Genomic DNA, 19,209 nt, shown 5'->3' on the forward strand with positions numbered 1-19,209 from the left:
GTTAGCGATAAGCAATCAGCCTACCTTTATCGGTCAAAACATAAACTGTCTTATTCGCAACTATCGGTGAAATGGATACCGGATCGCCAACATCTGAAAGGCTTACTATCTCACCTGTATAGGGCGAGATGGAAACCAAATCTCCAAGGGAGGATGCCAGAAGTAACCTATCGCCAGCAAGAACAGGCCCTGACCAAGATACAGGATCATCCTTGTTATCATCATCCTCATAATCTTGTAATTGCGTGATCCAGCGAATACGCCCCTGCCCTCTGGACAGGCAAATCACTTTGGCATCTGTCGTCACAAGAAACAAATTATCTCCCGCCACCCATGGTGTCTCTATGGATTTAACCTCTGCCATCCAGACACGCTCGCCAGTACGCAAATCAATTGAGACCATGCGCCCACCATGACTAGCGGCAAACACCCTGTCGCGGTCAATGACTGGACGCCCGACAATCGGATTTAAATCTGATAAAGGTGTTAACTGTCCCGCACGGGAAAGCATATCTTCCCAGTTAACTGTGCCATTCGCCACACGCAAAGAGACAACTTCACCAGAGCTAAATCCAGTCACCACAATATCGCCAGAAACGGCAGGGCTTGGTGAGGAGAGAATAGTGGCGGGTTCAACAATCGCCAAATGCGTCCAGATACGACGCCCGTCATCAGTGGAAAATACCTGAAGCTGGTTATCATGGCTGACAACGAAAACCTTACCGTCATCTACTGTGGGGGATGTTTTAAAAGGTATTGCGCTTGTCTCACGCCAGTTTATTCGGCCTGTTTTAGCGTCAACCGAAAGAAGTGTTCCAAAGCCAGTGGCCACGAAAATCTGCCCTCCCCAGTAAGAGATACCGCCGCCAAAGCCGTCTTCTGTTTCCGCGCCCTTTTGATAGACTTTTATCGTCCAAATTTTTTTACCAGTATGCGCATTTGCCGCTGTCAGGCGCATATCCGCACCAAGGCCGAAAATCATATCCTCGGCAATGACAGGCGTCGCAGTCATTTTCAAATCTTTCGTACTGCCGCTCACAAATGAGACAGAGAATTTTTTCCGTGTCTCATCATTAATCATTAAATGATGAGCAACATTGTCAGCAAAGGCACCGGGCTGATGCCAACTATCATTTTCATATGGTTGGGGAAGTACAATCGGCACACCTGACAAACGTGGATCAGCGCGCAGGCTACGCTCATAACTGAGCACGGAAATACGGTCACCTTTGAGTTTTTTCTTAGCTTCCTCACGACTATCATCCGAACAAGCGCTCACCATGAATGTCGTAATCATGCCAACGATAAGCAGTTTAAGCGGGTTGGTTTTCAGATGGTGCATAAAGTTACTTTCAAGTTTTATTATTCAGCAATTCATCAACAACAAGACTTCGCATGATGATGATACGCGCCCTGAGAGACTCGGGCAACTCGCTATCGGCAAGTGCCATATCATATATCTCACGCGCTGTCAGATATTCCTCAGATAGGAAATAAGCCAGACCGGCCAATTCACGTGCCGAATGACGAAAGGCATTATCGGGGGACAACAGATCTTGTAAACGCGCATCCAGCTCGGATGCTTCAATAGATCCGACCAACAGAGAAGCCGCACTCAGTTCAGCAAGCGCATTCAAAGACGAAGGTAAGGAGCCGTCATCGGATAAAATATCATAAGCATTAACTGCGGCATCGGTATCACCTGATTGATGAAGGAGACGCGCTTTATGAAAAGCGGCGATTTTTCCATATCCGTTATTTTCAACCTGAATAAAATCCGAAATTAGCTGGATACTGGTCTCCTGATTGGCATCACCAATTTGCATGATAAGTGCTTCATATCTTTCTGAAGCTTTAATATTTTGCGAAGTTCTGTAAGAGCTATAAATATTCGTTCCAGCAACAAGGACAACGATCGCTACGAGTGCAATAATAATGGTAGAACCATATCTATCCCAAAATGCCTTTAGGCGATCGCTGCGAAGTTCAGCTTCTATTTCATCAAATAATTCACTCACAGGTCACTCCAGAAATTGTGATGTCGCAAGGACGTTAGATTAATCAACTTTTCTCTTCATACCATAGGTATGTTGTTCTGCTGGAAAAGTTCTTGCACGCACTTCACGCGCATAGGCTTCCGCCGCACCGGCAATCTGTGCCCCCAATGTCGCAAATTCTCTCACAAAACGCGGCACTTCTGGCGACAAACCCAGCATATCTTCGGTCACCAATATTTGACCATCGCATTGTGAGGAGGCCCCAATACCGATAGTCGGAATGGTCAATTCGGCAGTAATTTTATCAGCCAAGGGGGCCGCCATGCCTTCGAGAACAACACTAAATGCCCCTGCCTTTGCAACCGCGGCTGCATCTGCCTCCAGTTCTGCCCATTCTTCATGTGTACGGCCTTGAGTTTTAAATCCACCCATCACATTGACACTTTGAGGTGTCAGGCCGATATGTGCCATTACGGGAATACCGCGTTCATGCATGTAGGCAATGGTAGCCGCCATTGATTGCCCACCTTCAAGCTTAACTGCCTGACAGCCAGTTTCCTTGATAATGCGAGCAGCATTTCTAAAAGCCACTTCGGGGCTTTCTTCATAAGTTCCAAAAGGCATATCTACTACAACTAATGCACGTTCTGAGCCGCGCACAACTGCCGCACCGTGGGCGATCATCATATCCAGAGTGACACCAAGCGTACTTTCCATGCCATACATCACCATACCAAGGCTATCGCCAACGAGCAGGAGGTCAACATAGGGGTCAATCAAGCGGGCTGTATGGGCATGATAAGATGTCAGACAAACGATAGGGTCTCCCCCGGCAGCCTTACGTGAGGTGAGACTGGGGACCGTAAAGCGTTTCTGAACCTTTTGAACGGACATATCCGTCTCCTTTGCCTGGAGGGTTATACTCATAAACCCAATATTGTGCGGAAATTAACCCAAAAAAATGATTTGAGCAAATATATCACAGTATGTTTTTATTAAGTTTTCATGTTGTAGTTTATGAGTGTGGTTAATAAAGTTATTACCAAAAAAGGAGAACTTTATGTCGAAAACACCATTAGATGCGCAGAACGAACTTCAAAAGCTTCTAGATAAAGAAGCTATTAGAGAACTTGTACAAATATACTGTCGTGCAGCCGACAGACATGACCATGAACTCATGCGGTCATTATATCACGAGGATGCCTTTGACGATCATGGCAATTTCTTCAAGGGCCCAGCGATGGAATTCATTGATATGCTCCCTGAAATTCAAAAAGCAATGGCAATCCTTCATCACAATGTAACGACCCATAATATCTTTTTTGATCCTGAAAACCCTAATTATGCCGAAGGCGAGACTTATATCATTGCGTTTCACAAGGTTCAGCCAGAAGATGACCCGAACGGACATGATGTCTTAATCGGCGGGCGGTACTTTGATATTTACGAAAAGCGTGAAGGTGTCTGGAAGTTTTCCAGCCGATGCATTGACGCTGATTGGGTTTATGTGAGTGACCCCTCGGATGTAGCACTTGATCACCCTATGATTGACGGTGTGCATATTGGATGTCCAGGAACATCAGACCCGTCCTACAAGCTGTTAAAACTGTTTAAACCTGGCCCGCGTTAGCCGCAGCACTTTTACCTGCAAGCCGCCCGAAGAATGTTGCGTCCCCCACAGACATGCCGCTGGCATACCCTTTTGACGTGCGCGGCAAACCGGCTGTTACGCGTCCAGCGGCATATAGGCCAGGGATGACTGAACCTGAAACACTAATGACCTCCCCGCTTGGCAAGGTATCCAGCCCGCCAAGTGAAAAAGTCAAAGGTCCTGTTGTACCCGGCATTATAACCGCAGTCTGATTTTCAAATGACAAATCCAGCAAAGCAAAAGGTTTAGCTTTGAGCGGCTTTATCCATTCTGGGGATTTATGAAATTTTGGATCTTGGGACGTCTCAGCAAATTTATTGTAAAAGGCAACGGTTTCTTGCAATGCCCCATCGGGGAAAAGACCAGACTCGCGTTCAATTTCTTCAATTGTGTCACCCACAGCCACAACATCAAGACGTTCAATGTACATCGGGTGATCATAATCATCCTGATCGACGAGAAGATAAGTGCGCTGTTCATCCTGCAAGCTTGAATAATGCCCAAGCCGGGCAAGATAGGCATCTTCGTTAACAAATCTGTCGCCTTGTAAATTGACCATAATGCCATTGGTCAGCTTGGCTGGCGGGTAAAGCGGAAAGGACAAGAAAGCCTGATCCATATTTATCACCGAACCGCCCGCAGCCATCCCCAGGCGAATGCCGTCGCCCATATCAAACGGATTGCCATAAGGTGTCGCCCAGCTATGAATTTCAGGAATATATTTTGCCGTCATCTCCTTATTCATAATAAAACCGCCTGAAGCCAATACGACGCCGCGCCGCGCCTCATAAAAAACCTCTTTATTATCCTCGCGCGCGACAACACCAGCAACACGGCCATCCGCTTTTACCAGCAATCTTATGACCCGGCTGTCATAATGAATATCGACCCCAGCCTTTTCTACAGCATCTGTAAGGGCATCCATAAAAATTCGCCCACCAAAATCACCTTCATGAGAAGGTACATGTCCGCGCGGGACTGGGTCAGCTTTGCGCTTAAAAATTTCGGTGCGCTCGTTACCTGTAAACAGTAATGACTCATCCGTTAACGGCACGACGTCACGTTCGAGCATCACAGCAGGTTTATAAGTCACACCGAGACTGACAGCCCAATCATAATGGTCCGCAGCCCCTTCTACATAGGTTCTGATTTTCTCTGGGTCACCGCGCTCCTCAAGCGCCATCTCAAGATATGAAATCATATTTTCAGTACTGTCCTCATAACCCAGTTCTTTTTGTAAGGCTGTACCGCCGGAGCCGCCCAGATACATTTCACAACTCGACATACCTGTTGAGCCACCTGAACCACTTGCGCGCTCAAATAGTACCACTTCAGCACCAGCTAAAGCCGCTTCAAGAGCAGCACTACCGCCTGCACCACCAAAACCGCAAACAAGCACATCTGCTGAAACGTCAAAGCATTCAACGCTTTTGAAAGACTGGATAGTAAACCTGTTATTTTCTTCGTTATTTGACATGTTATCTCCCTTCAATATCCCTCAATATTGGAGACCATATTCAACCAAAAGGCCAAATCTTGGCAAGCCAAAACGAATATAGCCCAGAGAAGAGGTAAGAATAACTTGGCGAGAATAGGTTTTTTGTTTAGATTTTTAGGTGATAGTGGAGGTGCTTATGAGAATTTCTTTACCAGATACAACGACGGCAACCGAGTTTGATCCGGGTGCTGTTTATATTCCTGAAATCGCCAAAGCAGGCGGAGCATTTGCTAAAGCCGTTTATTCAAATAGCAAGCTACCATTAAGAACATTTGAGGCTGCCCGAATTGTTACAGCAATGATTAATGGCTGCAAAATATGCATGAACTGGCGTGCTGCAAGAGATGTCAGCCAGTTCGGCATAGAGAATGGTGTCGACAAAAATGGTGATGCACCTGATGAAGAATTTTATTTGGCCCTACTAGATGATGATTATACCGGACTCTCTCGACAAGAAGAACTCGCCATACAATATGCCAAGCTTATGGGAACAGACCCTCAAAAACTGTCAGCCGATGATGCCTTCTGGAATGAGATGCGTACCGAATTCTCAGAAGCGGAATTGACGGATTTAACCTATTGCGTTGCTATGTGGATGGGATTGGGGCGTATGACCCACGTGCTAGGCCTCGACTCAGGTTGCGAGGTAACACCCCAGTCATGAGCCTACAATACAAAATTTATTTCTGTTTAGTTATCGAGCAAAAAAAATAATTGCTGGATCACAAGTATTGAAATCGTATATGTAAAAGGTTTACTCCCGCCTTTTTATATTTACCATTTAAGAATATTTTCACCTAAAATCTTGCCAAAGGTCATTGCAGGTGTAAGCGACATTCCTCCCACAAAACCATGGCCTGATGTATTACCAAATCCTAAAATTTCTCCTGCAGCGTATAAATTTTTAATACATTTTCCTTCTTTATTTATTACATTTAGTTGATCATTTACCTTTAATCCTTCAGGACTGACAATTGTAAAGCCATTACTTTTGATTGCATAGAATGGTGGGGTTTCTATTTTTCGTATAAGAAAAAACTTATTCCACTCATGATCAATTTGATTTTCTACTGCATGATTATAATTTTCAATTGTTTTCAATAAATTACCGAATGGCACATTAATTTTTTCAGCTAGCTGTTCAATAGTATCTGCCTTCACAAAATTGTCATGATTACCAAACTTACTTTTATATTTATCAAAATCTAATAATGAAATTGGCGTAGCATTTTGAATAATCTTATCATCAAAAATAATATTCATTCTCATTTCAGGTTGCTTCATTAGTGCATGTTCACGATATTCAATACTAGGATGGTCTTCCTGCATAAAACGCTTACCATTAGAATCTACAAAAATTTCCCAAATATTTCTGTCTTTTGGTGACAACATCAAAAATTCAATTGAAAGTGGATCTTGAGGTCGCTCAAGCCAGCCCGAAAATGTGCATAAGAAATTTTCACCCCCACCTGTATCCGCCCCAATTGATCTTGCAGCCCTCAAACCATCCCCCTGAGAAAAGGGGTTACAATGAGAATAAAAAGGATATTGAGGGGTATTTAGTTCCCATTCATCCTTATTTGATGCATACCCACCAGTAGTCAGTACAATATTTTTTGACGAAAAATTTTCTTGGCTACCATCTTTATTAATTACTTTTACACCGGTTACCTCACCAGAATTATTTAAAATTAATTCCGTAAATTTTGTCTGTGTCTTTAAAGTAATTTTTCCTTCATTTAAAAATTTTTCATAAATTGGTTTAAGTATCTCTAAAAAAGATATTCCGCCTTTTTCACCCCAAAGGTATCTTCTTGTTCTGTATGCCTCATGATTTTCTCCAGCAACAGGCATATTAGGTGCAGGACAAAAACCTAAATCTTCTAACCAATCTAAAGTTGCTGCGGCATTATCAACAAATAGTCTCAAAATTGTTGGGTCTATTTTTCCCTTACCAATTCTTTGCGCATCTTCATAATGCTCATCAGGAGAGTCTTGAATTCCCATCCTTTTCTGTAGCTTTGTTTGAGCAGCTGCCACTTGTCCAGTTGACCAATGTAAAGTTCCGCCAATTCTATTATCAGCTTCAATATGAAGAATCTTACCATTTCTTTTAGCAACTTGAATTGCTAAAGGCAGCCCCGCAGAACCCGCACCTATACAGATAACGTCCCAAATGTTTTCCATATAAACACCTTAAATCAGGAATTATTGATTACTAGAACTAAAAATTAGATGATCATCTTTGTCAAAAAAAATTATTATGTTTGATAATTTATCTAAGTAGATTGTTTTAAGGGTCTTTGGATAGGGTCTAATCACTCAAATTTATATTATTGAATTTAATATCTTTTAAACATAAAAAATATGCCCAAGCTATCAGAAGAACTTGTAAAGGTGCTCTTATCAAAAGATATATTGGTCCCCATTGATGCCCGCCAAGACCTATTCCGTTGATTGCTGCATAAACGTTTGCTGGAAAAAAAATAATAAAAATCAAAATTCCCAATTTTGCTGCAAATGTCTGAAATCTAGCGATAAAAAGCATAAGTCCAACAAATAACTCTATTAATCCTGTAAAATAAATTAATAAGGTTTTCAAAGGAACCCACATAGGTAACATTTCGATCATTCCGTCAGTTAATACAAAATGTCCTAGAGAAAAGAACAGAAAGTTAAAGCCTAAACCCCAACAAGAATATTTTTTAATATTTATAGGATATCCATTAAAGCTGGAATAAGAATAAGCAACAAATAATGGAAAAACTAAAATTAAAAGAATTAGTAAAGGAGTGAACATCGGTTAATCACCATACTATTTAGTTACTGGTGTAAAAATTGATATTATTCTTTGACGCAGAGGACTGTGCAAACGCATCTCCAACGGTTACTTGAGAAACTTGGTCCATATTTAATAAATAAAGTTTTCAAAGTTTAATTCGCTTGAAGTGTAGCTAAGGTATTTACAATTTCGATATATTGCTCGTAAAACTCATTTGACTCACCCTCTTCAAGGGTAACCGGAGTTTGAATATCCCCCCCCGAAAAATTTATTAAACCTATATTATTAAGAAACCTTGCTAAACCGATGGCAGCATCAACACTACCCAAAAATTTCAAAAATTTAAGAGGTCCAAAGTTTTGAACATCTCCTTTAGTTGGATAGTATTTTGTTATACGTGTAAAAATAATATCTCTGTCTTTATCTATGAAAATAAACTGTCCAAATTTGCCGCTAGTATTATAAATCTTAGCTTGTTCATCATATTTTGAAATCCACCATTGTAAGCTATAGCCTCTAGTGTCACTATGTACCCACCCCATACTAGGTGTGCTTCCCCAATATGGTTTAAGTGTTTCATTAACATAATCTTTAGAAATCACATTGTTTCCATCCCAATTACCGTCCCTTGAAAACAATAATCCAAATCTTGAGTAATCTCTGGCAGACATGTCTAAGCAACAATAAGTAAGAGTATTTCCAGCGCTATCCTCCCATGCAGTAAAGTTATCCAAACCAATCTTGCTAAATATTCTTTCTTTAATAAGAGTTTTTGCTGTTTTGCCAGTCGCATTCCTTAAAATCTCACCTATCAACATCGAGTTGACATTGTTGTATTCAAATTTTGCTCCGGGTTTACTCTCTAAATCAATATTAAGTGCATATTTCATGTGATCTTTCTCAAAAAACATCTTTTCATGTTCATGACTTGGAAATTCAAGGCCACTTGTCATGTTAAGAATTTGCCGTATAGAAATATCTTTCTTTTCTGGTTTATCGAATTCCTCAACATACTTGCTGACAGGGTCATCAAGACTATAAATTTCACCTCTATCAATTGAAATACCAATTAATGCTGCATAGAAACTTTTCGCTGTAGACCATGAAGTGCCAAATGAATTTTTATCAAATCCATTCGCATATTGCTCTTTCACAATGTAACCATCTTTAATTAGAACAGCACCCATAGTTGCATGGTCGTTAAAAGTTAATCTAAACAGCTTATCAATTTGTTTATTGCTAAGATTGACATCATCAGCAGTTCTTGTTTCCCAGGTGTCGCCAGGAAAATACGTTTCAGCTAACGCTTTGTAGTTAATGAAAAATGATATTAATAATATTGTTGCTAACCGCATTTTTTCCTCATGATAATAATAAAATCATTAGGTATATTTTTTTAATCTTGCTTAGGAATACCAATCCTAAGTTTTATATTTTGCGAGGTAGGCCCTAAGATCTTAAATTTAGCCTGATCAAATTTTGGTGCAGACATTTTACCAATAACATTATTAGAAAACCCATATGGCTCTTTTGGAATCCCTAAAAAATTTTTATCTATTTTTTTATTTCCGTTAAAATCAACAAACAGACTTATTGCATGTTCGCCAAAGGGCAACTTCATTGTTGTTTGAGAATTTTGAGGACTCATTTCCTGTGAGGCACGAATACAATTTTTTTCTTCAGTCTCTTTAACTGTCCTTTCAAAACTTTCCTTATCTTGACAAACGCTTAGATATAACACTCCTGGTTTGTCTAAGTTTAAAATATTTATTTTTAAGTTCGTCTCCGCAGAAAAAGAATTTGAGGTTGTTAATAATATAGATAAAACAAAAAGTTTTGTCCGAAACAGCAATCCATTAATATAGTGAGAGTTTTTCATAATTACCTTATAAATTCTTTTATAACCTTCTCGATAGTTATCAATTAATCGAGTTCAACCAAGCAATCCATACAAGTAAATAAAGCTTTTGGTTCTTTGATACTTATAAATGTTTCTAAGAGTCCTACTAAACCATCAAGAGCAGACAGAACACTGGGCACCCTTTGTGAAATTTCACTATTTTTTTGTAATTTTTTGATTATTTTTTCTCCGTAAGTAAGTTCATCTCCATAATACTTAACTTGATAGTCTTTTAGTGCATTCATGTTTGCCGCATATTTGATAGCCTCTTCAATTCCTCCGATTTCATCTACCAAACCTATTGCATTAGCATTTGTTCCAATCCAGACCCTGCCATTTGCAATTTTTTCAATATCTTTAGGTGATTGAGATCTTGACTCAGATACAAAATGAATAAATCGGCGGTAGGCATCTGCCCCCCAACTCACAAAGATTTTATCCAAATCATCATCAATAGCTTGAGCCAAATTCCAGCCACCATGTTTAGATGTAACAACGCCATCAAAGTTAACACCAATAAAATCAATTACTTTTTCAAATGTTGGGATAGCAAATGCTACGCCTATAGAGCCAGTAATGGTTGTCGGTTCAGCAAAAATGTAATCGGCTGGAGTTGAAATATAAACCCCCCCAGATGCAGCGTAATCGCCCATAGATACAATTATGTTGATGTCCTTTTTTTTTGCAGCTAGTAGCTCATCTCTTATCATTTCACTGGCAATAATAGACCCACCTGGGCTATTAACCCTCAGAATTATTGCTTTTGTATTGTTTTCTTCATATGCAGACCTGATTTGCCTTATAAGCTCGTTTGCACCCGCCACACCTCTAGAAACTTCGCCTTCCATAATGGCACCTTCAGCGGTAATTACAGATATTTGATTATCACTGTAGATATCTTTTCTATTTATATGCTTTTCATAATCCTTATAGGAAATAGATTTGTAAGTATCGATCTCAGCCTCTTCGTCTAGACCAAATTCATCAATCATATACTGACGAAATTCTGGAAATGATTTTGTGCCATCGATGATATTATTCGTTTTGGCATAATCAATATTCCCTAATGCAGCTTCACCAATAAATCCAACGAAATTGTCCGCAAAAGATTGTATCACGCTGGCCTCAATGCTGCGCCCGTCTGCCATAAGAGATTTCATTTCATTCCATATTGGATTTAACAATGCCTGTCTCTGGTTTCTTTCATTTTCTGACATGTTTGACCTTGTATTTGGCTCAAGCGCAGACTTAAATTCTCCTTGAGAATAATTGTGAAAATTAACTTTTAGATTTTTATATAGTTCTCTTTGATACGCGTTTAATCCACCAAGACCTCGAACGCTGACGCTTCCAACAGGATGAACCCATAACTCTGAAGCCTGTGATGCCATTAAATAAGAAGCTGTAGATAAATGATCATTAAAAGCAATAACTCTTTTACCAGACTCTCGAAGAGCTTTTAATTCTTTTGCAATATTGATTGCTGTGGTTGGGCCAGCAAAACTCGTAGATGAGAAATCAATCAGTACAGCAGGAATGTCGTCATCTGCTGCTGCCGATCTTATTAATTGTATAAGATCTCTTGTTTGAATTTGTTCAGCTGAAGCGTCTCTGGCATTAAATAAAAAATATTTATTAAACACCTCTTGATCAACCACACTACCCTTAGGATCAATTATTAACACACTGCCGATAGAGTCTTTTACTTCAGGCTTGGAAATTAGCACGTTGATAATTATGAGAATAAATAAGATCAAAATGAAGGCTGTACCGAGGTTTAAGATGAAAAACCTTGCCTTTTCCAAAAATAGTCCGATCCAAGAAAAAAAGGATTTAATAAACTTCAAAAGCACTCTCCAAAAAAATAACCAATACCTATCTAACTAACTAACTTCATAAAATTTAATCTTGAATATTTGAACGGACTAATCCTACTCAACCGCTCTTGCCGAGTCCTTGGTTGGTCGCAAAAGTAAAGGTACCAACCAAAACCAACCCAATATCGGCAGTGGAAAAATCCATAAAATACTCCACCATCCGCTTTTTCCAACATCGTGCAATCTTCTGATAGTTGCAGACATTGATGGTACGACCATTACAGGCCGAAACAGCAAAACTATTAAACCCACTTCGGGGTCAATGTACCCAAGTGGCATAAAGGTCATTAGGGGCAAGTCATTAAGGTCGACAGTGACGTCGAAAAACAACTCGTCCAAAATCCATACACATAAATAAGCTATGAGAAAAAAAAGAAAGAAGAACCAAAAATCTCCCCTATTCGATTTGCCGGAGAAATTGAATGTATTTTTAAAACCCACTAGTGTTGAGTATGCAAATCCTTGAAAAAATTTGTTCAACTAAATTTCCTTAAATACACTTGATTTAAAAATTATTTATTAATCACCTTATCCCCACTCTTGCGAGGAATTATGAAAAAACCCTTTGTTAATGAGGGTTACATAGTGACAAATAATAGTTTGTAACTTCAAAAGTCAGCAAACGTAGGCTTCAGCAATCTCGGTTATTCCCACTCAATAATATTATTACTATAATATATTGATTTTATTGAATTTATTGAATTTTTTAATACTTTGAAACTACTTTGAAAGAACCTAAGCATAGTTCATATAATAATGGTTTTCTCTATCGGCTTTAATCATTCCTTTGGTTTCATCCATAAAATTATTTCTATCATCTCTTGTCTTAAAAACCCATATGCAAACTGTATCACTGCTATGATATATTGCTTTCAGTTCGTCGTCTATTTTGCATATATCTTCCGGTATATCTACTTTCAAACAGTACATATGATATTGCCTTTATAATTTAAATTATTGATTTTATTGAATTTTTAATCACTCCCACTCAATAGTTACACTTTTACAAAGCCTTATGTAGCAAGGGTTTGCGAGGGGCAAAACTGAGTTTACAAGTAGTTTACAAGTTTCGTTCTTCATTTCTGCTTTTGTAACTCCCTCAAATTCCTAATGTAATCAGTATTTTAGCACTTTTAGACTTGTAAACTTTACAAGTGCTAATGCCCTACTCCAAATATTTCTTTCTAAAAAAGTTACGCTATAGGAACTTAACTGAAAGGATTGGCTACTCTCTTTCAGTTTTCCACCATTTCCCCGCAACATCTACTCGATTAGTTGATCATTCAGAGGCCTAAAATTGAGATTTACTAGTTTCCGCCATCTCATTTGTCTATAGGAGTAAAAAATGAATGCGTAGATATAGATTGGTAATGTGAAAAGACCAGCATCGATAGAAACCTCATCTGTATATCGAGTTCCGCCTCCCTTCGATTCTAAAAAAATTAGATGATCCCAAGTTTTTGCTATAGAACCACTTCCATTATCTCTGAGAACCCAATGATCGAATTTTTGTGGAAATTCTATACCTACAATTTGTTTTCCGATGGGTAAAAAATGAAATGCGAACATTTTTACAGAGAACTTACCCTCAACCCATTTTGACGGAAAGAAATTTGGTTCGATAGGATGGAATTTCATTAAACCAGCCACCAAATAATTGAGTAGCGCTGGCGTCATTAAATAACTCTTAACCGTCTCTAAATCTGCTGCTAAATAGGTGCTGATTTTTAGCGTACGCATCATTACTCCCACTCAATTGTTCCAGGTGGCTTAGATGTCACGTCATACACAACGCGGTTAATGCCGCGTACTTCATTAATAATACGCGTTGAAACACGACTAAGAAATTCATGTGTGAAAGGATAATAATCCGCTGTCATACCATCGGTAGAAGTCACAGCACGAAGCGCACATACATAATCATAAGTCCGGCTATCACCCATAACACCTACAGTTCGCACTGGTAACAAGACTGCGAATGCTTGCCATATCTCATCATAAAGGCCTTGCTTGCGTATCTCATCGAGATAAACGACATCGGCTTTTCTTAGAATATCCAATTTCTCTGACGTAATTTCACCGGGAAGACGAATAGCCAGACCAGGGCCGGGAAATGGATGCCGCCCGACAAAAGCATCTGGCAAACCTAGCTCACGCCCTAAGTCACGCACTTCATCTTTAAACAGCTCACGCACCGGCTCAACCAACTTAATATTCATGCGCTCAGGCAAGCCACCAACATTATGATGGCTCTTAATCGTCACACTCGGGCCGCCAGTGAAAGACACACTTTCGATAACATCGGGATAAAGCGTGCCTTGTGCCAGAAAATCAGCGCCACCAATAGCTTCTGCCTCAGCTTCAAAAACATCAATAAAAGTTGCACCAATAATCTTACGCTTTTGCTCGGGATCAGAGACACCATCGAGTTTGGATAAAAACAAATCAGAGGCATCTTTATGAACAAGCTTGATGTTGTAATGGTCACGGAACAAGCTAACCACCTGCTCACTTTCGCCTGCACGCATCATGCCAGTATCAACATAGACACAGGTTAGTTGCTCCCCAATCGCCTCATGGAGCAATACGGCAACAACAGAACTATCCACCCCGCCGGAGAGACCGCAAATTACCCGCCCCTCGCCAACTTGTGCACGCACCTGATCAATAGCCTTTTTCTTGAAAGCTGCCATTGACCATTTTCCATCACATCCAGCGATATGATGAGTAAAATTCCGTAACATTTTAGCGCCATCAGGCGTATGCACCACTTCGGGATGGAATTGAACCCCATAGATTTTGTCCGTTTCATTTGCAATAGCAGCAAAAGGTGCGTTCTCGGATGTGCCAATCACTTCGAATTTTTCAGGGAGCGACATAACGCGATCGCCATGGCTCATCCAGACTTGAATGTCAGAACCCGGACTTGCGATACCTTCAAAGAGAGGGCTGGCTTTTGATAAAGATAGCATAGAACGACCAAACTCACGTTCATCAGACGTTTCAACACGCCCACCAAGCTGGGCACATAGAGTTTGTTGACCATAACAAATACCGAGTAACGGTTTGCCGGAACTTAAAATTTCATCTGGGGCACGCGGCGTATCCAGATCAGCAACGCTATTAGGGCCGCCTGATAAAATAACGGCCTTTGGATCAATTTCTGTAAATTTTTCCGAGGCACTCTGGAAAGGAACAATTTCACAATAGACACCGCTTTCTCTGACTCGTCGGGCAATAAGCTGAGTTACCTGACTGCCAAAATCAACTATCAGAATGCGATCCATTTATTCTTCCGACTGTTCGGGTTTATTTTTTTCAGCCTCATCTTGATCTTGAGTTGAGGCATCTTCAATCTTTAATAAAAGCGTTTGTTGTTCGGCACAGTCACCGCACAGTTTCTCAAGACGTTTTAGGTGAATATCAGCCTCTTCAAAATCTTCCAACGATACCGCTGCCTCACCTGCCCAAAGAAGAGCCTTCAAATCCTTTGGGTTGATGTTCAAACCACGCGAGATAAGTCGTAACCCCTCTGCAGGATCCTCATTCAAACTTGATAAGTGTCCTTTGAGGAAAAAAGCATCAGCATTGGCAGGATTGGCAAGCAATGATTGCGTGAGAAGATTATCGGCTTTATCAAGCTCTTTATTTTTGAAAGCTAAATCAGCCTCAAGGTAAAGCTTTTTAGACAGCATTTCCATATCAGAGGTAGCGGCCGTGAGGGGTTGAGACACCAAAAATATGCCCAAGAAGAATAAAGCCGTCACAGGTAAAATCAAAAATCGTTTCATCATGCCTCAATTACTCCTGAAAAACTCAAGCCTTACCTAACCTTGCCCAGACCCTTTGTAATTTGGTGCTTCACGTGTAATTACCACATCATGAACGTGACTTTCACGTAAACTCGCTGAAGACATTTTCACAAAGCTCGTATCTCTCTGGAAACTCTCTATATTTGCTGCGCCCGTATACCCCATGGCGGCACGAAGACCACCAACCAGCTGGTGTATGACATCCCCAGCCATACCCTTAAAGGGAATTTGACCTTCTATGCCCTCAGGCACGAGCTTCATAGTATCGGCAATATCTTGCTGAAAATATCTATCGGCTGATCCGCGTGCCATCGCACCAACAGAACCCATGCCGCGATAAGATTTATATGACCGCCCTTGATAAAGGAAAACCTCTCCAGGTGCTTCCGTCGTCCCAGCCAATAAAGATCCAATCATCACTGATGAGGCGCCAGCTGCGATTGCCTTTGCCATATCACCTGAATATTTAATCCCGCCGTCAGCTATAATACCGATACCTGCTTTCTCAGCGACACTGACTGCATCAATAATCGCCGTCAACTGAGGAACCCCCACACCGGCGACCACTCGCGTTGTACAAATTGACCCTGGCCCAATACCAACCTTAACTGCGTCAGCACCGGCATCAATCAGAGATTGTGTCCCCTCTCCTGTCGCCACATTACCGGCTAGCACCTGAACGTCGGGATAGTTTTTCTTAATCCGTGTCACCATTTCAGCTACACGCACGGAATGACCATGCGCGGTATCGACCACAATCAAATCCGTTTCAGCATCAATTAAAATTTCAGCACGCTCATAACCCTCATCACCAACTGTGCTGGCGGCAGCAACGCGCAATCTGCCCTGCGGGTCTTTCGCTGCATTTGGGTGCAGACGCGCTTTTTCCATATCTTTAACAGTAATCAAGCCGACGCATTTATAATCATCATCAACGACCAAAAGTTTTTCGATACGATGATAATGAAGCAGTTTCTTCGCCTCTTCATGGCTTACTGCTTCGCGGACAGTTACCAGATTTTCTTTTGTCATATATTCAGAGACGGGCTTGTTAGGTTCACTGGCAAAACGAACATCTCTGTTAGTGAGAATGCCAACAAGCCTGCCCGACGCTTCCGTTACGGGAATACCGGAAATTTTATGTTCCGCCATCAAGTCGAGGGCATCGGAAAGTTTATCATCCTTAGAAATCGTAACAGGGTTAACGACCATGCCGGACTCAAATTTCTTTACCTTGCGAACTTCAGCGGCTTGTTCAGCAGGTGTCATATTACGATGCAAAACACCAAGCCCCCCGGCTTGAGCCATCGCAATAGCAAGTTGAGACTCCGTTACCGTATCCATAGCAGCAGATAGCAAAGGAATACCCAGCGTTATAGTTTTTGTCAGTTTTGTGGTTGTGTCGGCCTGAGAAGGCAGGATGTTAGAAGCCGCAGGGCGGAGCAAAACATCATCAAATGTGAGGGCTTCTTGAAAGGTTTCTATGTTTTTGCTCATTGCCAATATCCGGTTATGACCATATTTAAATCGTCACTGTTGCTTGGCAAGTGTTCTTAACACCAAACATGACTAAGGTCTAAAAAATATCAGACTTTTTCAATTAATTTTTTTAATCAATAAAAACAACGGCATCAAAGCATCGAAAAAATGAGAAACCTATTAAGCACTGGGTTTAAACCCAAGCGCAATTACATAGAGCTCAGATGATTCCTTACGGCTGGCTTTGGGTTTTACATGGATAACGCGCGTGAAGTTTTTCTTCAATTCAGATAATAAATCTGCTTCTGTTCCGCCCTGAAAGACCTTAGCGCAAAACGCACCATCAGGAGCAAGATTTTCAATGGCAAAATAAGCTGCTGCTTCTGCCAGCGCAATAGTGCGTAAATGATCTGTCTTTTTATGCCCTGTCACAGCCGCTGCCATATCTGACAAAACGAGATCAGGTGCACGACCGGCTAAATTACAAATCTCTTCCGGGGCAGCATCATCCATAAAATCCATTTTTAAAATCTCAGCACCGGCAAGCATATCAACGTCCTGAATGTCAATGCCAATAACATAAGCGCCAGAATTTCTATCCGACTTCGTTCTTTTTACGGCTACTTGCGTCCAGCCGCCCGGCGCGCATCCCAGGTCAACAACACATTGTCCGGGCTTTAAAAGTTTGTATTTATCGTTAATCTCAATAAGTTTATATGCCGCCCGTGAACGATAGCCTTCCTTCTGAGCCTGCGCGACATAGGGATCATTTAGCTGTCGCTCAAGCCAGCGCGTAGAAGAGATTTTGCGCCCTTTTGCTGTTTTAACTTTTGTTCTAAGCCGTCCGTCACGTCCAGATTTTGGCATTATGACGCTCCTCTGGCTTTTCTTGCACGCCGCATTTTTTGGCGTCTACGGGTTTTCCTTATCAGTCTGAGAAGAATACCCTCGCGGATTCCTCTATCAGCGATTTTAAGATTTTCCAGAGGCCAAGCTCTGATAATCGCCTCTAGCACGGCACACCCTGAAAGCACCAAATCGGCTCTTTCCTTACCAATACAGTTATTATTCTGCCGTTCTTCATGGGACATGTTCATTAAGGATTGAATAACGGCAACAACTTCTTCACGCTTCATAACCGTACCATCAACAATATTGCGGTTGTATTTTTTTATTCCCTTGTGAATGGCAGCAAGCGTGGTGACTGTGCCGGATGTCCCGATAAGTTGAATGTCGTTCAAATTATCGGCATGGAATGTCTGTTTCTCAGCAAAAGCGCGTATTGTTTTCTCAGCTTCATCTCTGATTTGTGTATAAATCTCCTGCGACATATTTTTGCCATCATATTTTTCAGATAGACGAACCACGCCCAATGGTAGGGAAATCATATCCTGAAGTTCATATCGTCCTTTTTTCAAAGATAAACACGTTATTTCTGTACTCCCTCCACCAATATCAAACACGATAGCATGTGGAAATTGCCTGTCGAAGAGAGCGCCACATCCAATCGCAGCAAGTTCCGCTTCGTCTTTACCGTCGATAATTTCAAAGCGCAAACGTGTCGATTTTTCTATCTGATTAATAAAGGCCTGGCCATTTTCTGCTCTACGGCAAGCTTCTGTGGCGACGCAACGCATCCATCGAACACGATGACGACGAATTTTCGTTGCACATACACGTAAAGCGTCAATCGTGCGTTGCATGGCGTCGGCGGACAAATTGTTGGAGCTTTCCAACCCCTCACCCAGACGCACAATACGCGAAAAAGAGTCGATGACCTTAAAACTATTTCCTTGTGGCTCGACGATTAACAATCGGCAATTATTTGTGCCAAGGTCAATCGCAGCATAGGTTTCTCGAGACTTAGATTTGTGGGGGTTTTTACGGGATTTATGAGGGTATTTGTTTTTTTCGGACGAAGTTTGCTCTTGCCCGCTACTTTGATTATCACCTGATTTAACCCTTAAATAACTGTCAATCTCTAGATTAACACCTGTATCAAGCTTATCATCAGTATGCATTTGCGGGCGTACATCGCTGTCAGGCGATATATTTGCCGGTATAGTCGAACTAACATACCCATTTTGGGCGTCTTTTTCAGCCATAATAGCTTTCCGTAATTATTAGCCACTCAAGTGGATCGAACTGAATCGTTACTCAGATAATAGACATGAAAAGCCAAATTTGGGTAGCGCAATTTGCCAATTTTGCAG

At 41.1% G+C, this 19,209-nt stretch carries 18 protein-coding genes; 2 read left to right on the forward strand and 16 right to left on the reverse strand.

Going from position 1 to position 19,209, the window contains the following annotated elements:
* Nucleotide 1 precedes the first annotated feature (1 nt).
* The 3 genes from RS24_RS02530 to panB are packed head-to-tail and all read right to left on the reverse strand — an operon-like array spanning nucleotide 2 to nucleotide 2,891.
* Nucleotides 2–1,342, reverse strand: a complete 1,341-nt coding sequence (locus RS24_RS02530) for a PQQ-like beta-propeller repeat protein (RefSeq protein ID WP_021776611.1) — start codon at nucleotides 1,340–1,342, stop codon at nucleotides 2–4.
* Nucleotides 1,343–1,352: 10 nt separating this feature from the next.
* Nucleotides 1,353–2,018 carry a tetratricopeptide repeat protein gene (locus RS24_RS02535; RefSeq protein ID WP_021776612.1) on the reverse strand — a complete coding sequence of 222 codons (666 nt, stop codon included), beginning with the start codon at nucleotides 2,016–2,018 and terminating at the stop codon, nucleotides 1,353–1,355.
* Nucleotides 2,019–2,057: 39 nt separating this feature from the next.
* Nucleotides 2,058–2,891: a 3-methyl-2-oxobutanoate hydroxymethyltransferase gene (gene panB, locus RS24_RS02540; RefSeq protein ID WP_021776613.1), complete on the reverse strand. Its 834-nt coding sequence runs from the start codon at nucleotides 2,889–2,891 to the stop codon at nucleotides 2,058–2,060.
* A 166-nt stretch (nucleotides 2,892–3,057) separates the two neighbouring features.
* Between panB and RS24_RS02545 the strand changes: the two genes are divergently transcribed.
* Nucleotides 3,058–3,627, forward strand: coding sequence for a nuclear transport factor 2 family protein (locus RS24_RS02545; protein WP_021776614.1), 570 nt, complete (start codon nucleotides 3,058–3,060; stop codon nucleotides 3,625–3,627).
* Here RS24_RS02545 and RS24_RS02550 read toward each other — a convergent pair.
* Nucleotides 3,608–5,125, reverse strand: a complete 1,518-nt coding sequence (locus RS24_RS02550) for an FAD-dependent oxidoreductase (protein WP_021776615.1) — start codon at nucleotides 5,123–5,125, stop codon at nucleotides 3,608–3,610. The genes RS24_RS02545 and RS24_RS02550 overlap by 20 nt on opposite strands.
* A gap of 157 nt (nucleotides 5,126–5,282) precedes the next feature.
* On the opposite strand from RS24_RS02550, the gene RS24_RS02555 reads away from it, so the two are divergent.
* Nucleotides 5,283–5,810: a carboxymuconolactone decarboxylase family protein gene (locus tag RS24_RS02555; protein WP_021776616.1), complete on the forward strand. Its 528-nt coding sequence runs from the start codon at nucleotides 5,283–5,285 to the stop codon at nucleotides 5,808–5,810.
* Nucleotides 5,811–5,920: 110 nt separating this feature from the next.
* Here RS24_RS02555 and RS24_RS02560 read toward each other — a convergent pair whose 3' ends face one another.
* The 12 genes from RS24_RS02560 to RS24_RS02620 form a co-directional block, all read right to left on the reverse strand.
* Nucleotides 5,921–7,333 carry an FAD-dependent oxidoreductase gene (locus RS24_RS02560; protein WP_021776617.1) on the reverse strand — a complete coding sequence of 471 codons (1,413 nt, stop codon included), beginning with the start codon at nucleotides 7,331–7,333 and terminating at the stop codon, nucleotides 5,921–5,923.
* Nucleotides 7,334–7,460: 127 nt separating this feature from the next.
* Entirely contained in the window at nucleotides 7,461–7,946 is a 486-nt protein-coding gene (locus RS24_RS02565; protein ID WP_021776618.1) for a DoxX family protein, read from the reverse strand.
* Nucleotides 7,947–8,080: 134 nt separating this feature from the next.
* Nucleotides 8,081–9,283: a serine hydrolase domain-containing protein gene (locus RS24_RS02570; RefSeq protein WP_021776619.1), complete on the reverse strand. Its 1,203-nt coding sequence runs from the start codon at nucleotides 9,281–9,283 to the stop codon at nucleotides 8,081–8,083.
* Between the two features lie 41 nt (nucleotides 9,284–9,324).
* The gene (locus RS24_RS09650) at nucleotides 9,325–9,807 is read right to left on the reverse strand and encodes a DUF2141 domain-containing protein (protein ID WP_021776620.1); all 483 of its coding nucleotides are present in this window, start codon (nucleotides 9,805–9,807) and stop codon (nucleotides 9,325–9,327) included.
* Between the two features lie 44 nt (nucleotides 9,808–9,851).
* Complete coding sequence (sppA, locus tag RS24_RS02580; protein WP_021776621.1) at nucleotides 9,852–11,675, reverse strand: signal peptide peptidase SppA; 1,824 nt, start codon at nucleotides 11,673–11,675, stop codon at nucleotides 9,852–9,854.
* Between the two features lie 84 nt (nucleotides 11,676–11,759).
* Nucleotides 11,760–12,146, reverse strand: a complete 387-nt coding sequence (locus RS24_RS02585) for a DUF805 domain-containing protein (RefSeq protein WP_081696232.1) — start codon at nucleotides 12,144–12,146, stop codon at nucleotides 11,760–11,762.
* A gap of 822 nt (nucleotides 12,147–12,968) precedes the next feature.
* Entirely contained in the window at nucleotides 12,969–13,448 is a 480-nt protein-coding gene (locus RS24_RS02595; protein ID WP_051295571.1) for a hypothetical protein, read from the reverse strand.
* Nucleotides 13,448–14,992 carry a glutamine-hydrolyzing GMP synthase gene (gene guaA, locus RS24_RS02600; RefSeq protein ID WP_021776625.1) on the reverse strand — a complete coding sequence of 515 codons (1,545 nt, stop codon included), beginning with the start codon at nucleotides 14,990–14,992 and terminating at the stop codon, nucleotides 13,448–13,450. The genes RS24_RS02595 and guaA overlap by 1 nt, the downstream gene beginning before the upstream one ends.
* Nucleotides 14,993–15,499, reverse strand: coding sequence for a tetratricopeptide repeat protein (locus RS24_RS02605; protein ID WP_021776626.1), 507 nt, complete (start codon nucleotides 15,497–15,499; stop codon nucleotides 14,993–14,995). It lies immediately after the preceding gene.
* 33 nt (nucleotides 15,500–15,532) lie between these two features.
* Nucleotides 15,533–17,014, reverse strand: coding sequence for an IMP dehydrogenase (gene guaB, locus RS24_RS02610; protein WP_021776627.1), 1,482 nt, complete (start codon nucleotides 17,012–17,014; stop codon nucleotides 15,533–15,535).
* Nucleotides 17,015–17,176: 162 nt separating this feature from the next.
* The gene (locus RS24_RS02615; protein WP_021776628.1) at nucleotides 17,177–17,863 is read right to left on the reverse strand and encodes an RlmE family RNA methyltransferase; all 687 of its coding nucleotides are present in this window, start codon (nucleotides 17,861–17,863) and stop codon (nucleotides 17,177–17,179) included.
* Complete coding sequence (locus RS24_RS02620; protein WP_021776629.1) at nucleotides 17,863–19,101, reverse strand: Ppx/GppA phosphatase family protein; 1,239 nt, start codon at nucleotides 19,099–19,101, stop codon at nucleotides 17,863–17,865. The genes RS24_RS02615 and RS24_RS02620 overlap by 1 nt, the downstream gene beginning before the upstream one ends.
* Nucleotides 19,102–19,209 lie beyond the last annotated feature (108 nt).

Origin of the sequence: Candidatus Micropelagos thuwalensis (assembly GCF_000469155.1) — a bacterium.
Taxonomy (GTDB): domain Bacteria; phylum Pseudomonadota; class Alphaproteobacteria; order RS24; family RS24; genus Micropelagius; species Micropelagius thuwalensis.

What these genes read in the sequence shown, in the direction of transcription:
- RS24_RS02530 (WP_021776611.1), bottom strand. Translation starts at nt 1,342, where the DNA reads ATGCACCATCTGAAAACCAACCCGCTTAAACTGCTTATCGTTGGCATG.
- panB (WP_021776613.1), bottom strand. Translation starts at nt 2,891, where the DNA reads ATGTCCGTTCAAAAGGTTCAGAAACGCTTTACGGTCCCCAGTCTCACC.
- RS24_RS02545 (WP_021776614.1), top strand. Translation starts at nt 3,058, where the DNA reads ATGTCGAAAACACCATTAGATGCGCAGAACGAACTTCAAAAGCTTCTA.
- RS24_RS02550 (WP_021776615.1), bottom strand. Translation starts at nt 5,125, where the DNA reads ATGTCAAATAACGAAGAAAATAACAGGTTTACTATCCAGTCTTTCAAA.
- RS24_RS02555 (WP_021776616.1), top strand. Translation starts at nt 5,283, where the DNA reads ATGAGAATTTCTTTACCAGATACAACGACGGCAACCGAGTTTGATCCG.
- RS24_RS02560 (WP_021776617.1), bottom strand. Translation starts at nt 7,333, where the DNA reads ATGGAAAACATTTGGGACGTTATCTGTATAGGTGCGGGTTCTGCGGGG.
- RS24_RS02565 (WP_021776618.1), bottom strand. Translation starts at nt 7,946, where the DNA reads ATGTTCACTCCTTTACTAATTCTTTTAATTTTAGTTTTTCCATTATTT.
- RS24_RS02570 (WP_021776619.1), bottom strand. Translation starts at nt 9,283, where the DNA reads ATGCGGTTAGCAACAATATTATTAATATCATTTTTCATTAACTACAAA.
- RS24_RS09650 (WP_021776620.1), bottom strand. Translation starts at nt 9,807, where the DNA reads ATGAAAAACTCTCACTATATTAATGGATTGCTGTTTCGGACAAAACTT.
- RS24_RS02595 (WP_051295571.1), bottom strand. Translation starts at nt 13,448, where the DNA reads ATGATGCGTACGCTAAAAATCAGCACCTATTTAGCAGCAGATTTAGAG.
- guaA (WP_021776625.1), bottom strand. Translation starts at nt 14,992, where the DNA reads ATGGATCGCATTCTGATAGTTGATTTTGGCAGTCAGGTAACTCAGCTT.
- RS24_RS02605 (WP_021776626.1), bottom strand. Translation starts at nt 15,499, where the DNA reads ATGATGAAACGATTTTTGATTTTACCTGTGACGGCTTTATTCTTCTTG.
- guaB (WP_021776627.1), bottom strand. Translation starts at nt 17,014, where the DNA reads ATGAGCAAAAACATAGAAACCTTTCAAGAAGCCCTCACATTTGATGAT.
- RS24_RS02615 (WP_021776628.1), bottom strand. Translation starts at nt 17,863, where the DNA reads ATGCCAAAATCTGGACGTGACGGACGGCTTAGAACAAAAGTTAAAACA.
- RS24_RS02620 (WP_021776629.1), bottom strand. Translation starts at nt 19,101, where the DNA reads ATGGCTGAAAAAGACGCCCAAAATGGGTATGTTAGTTCGACTATACCG.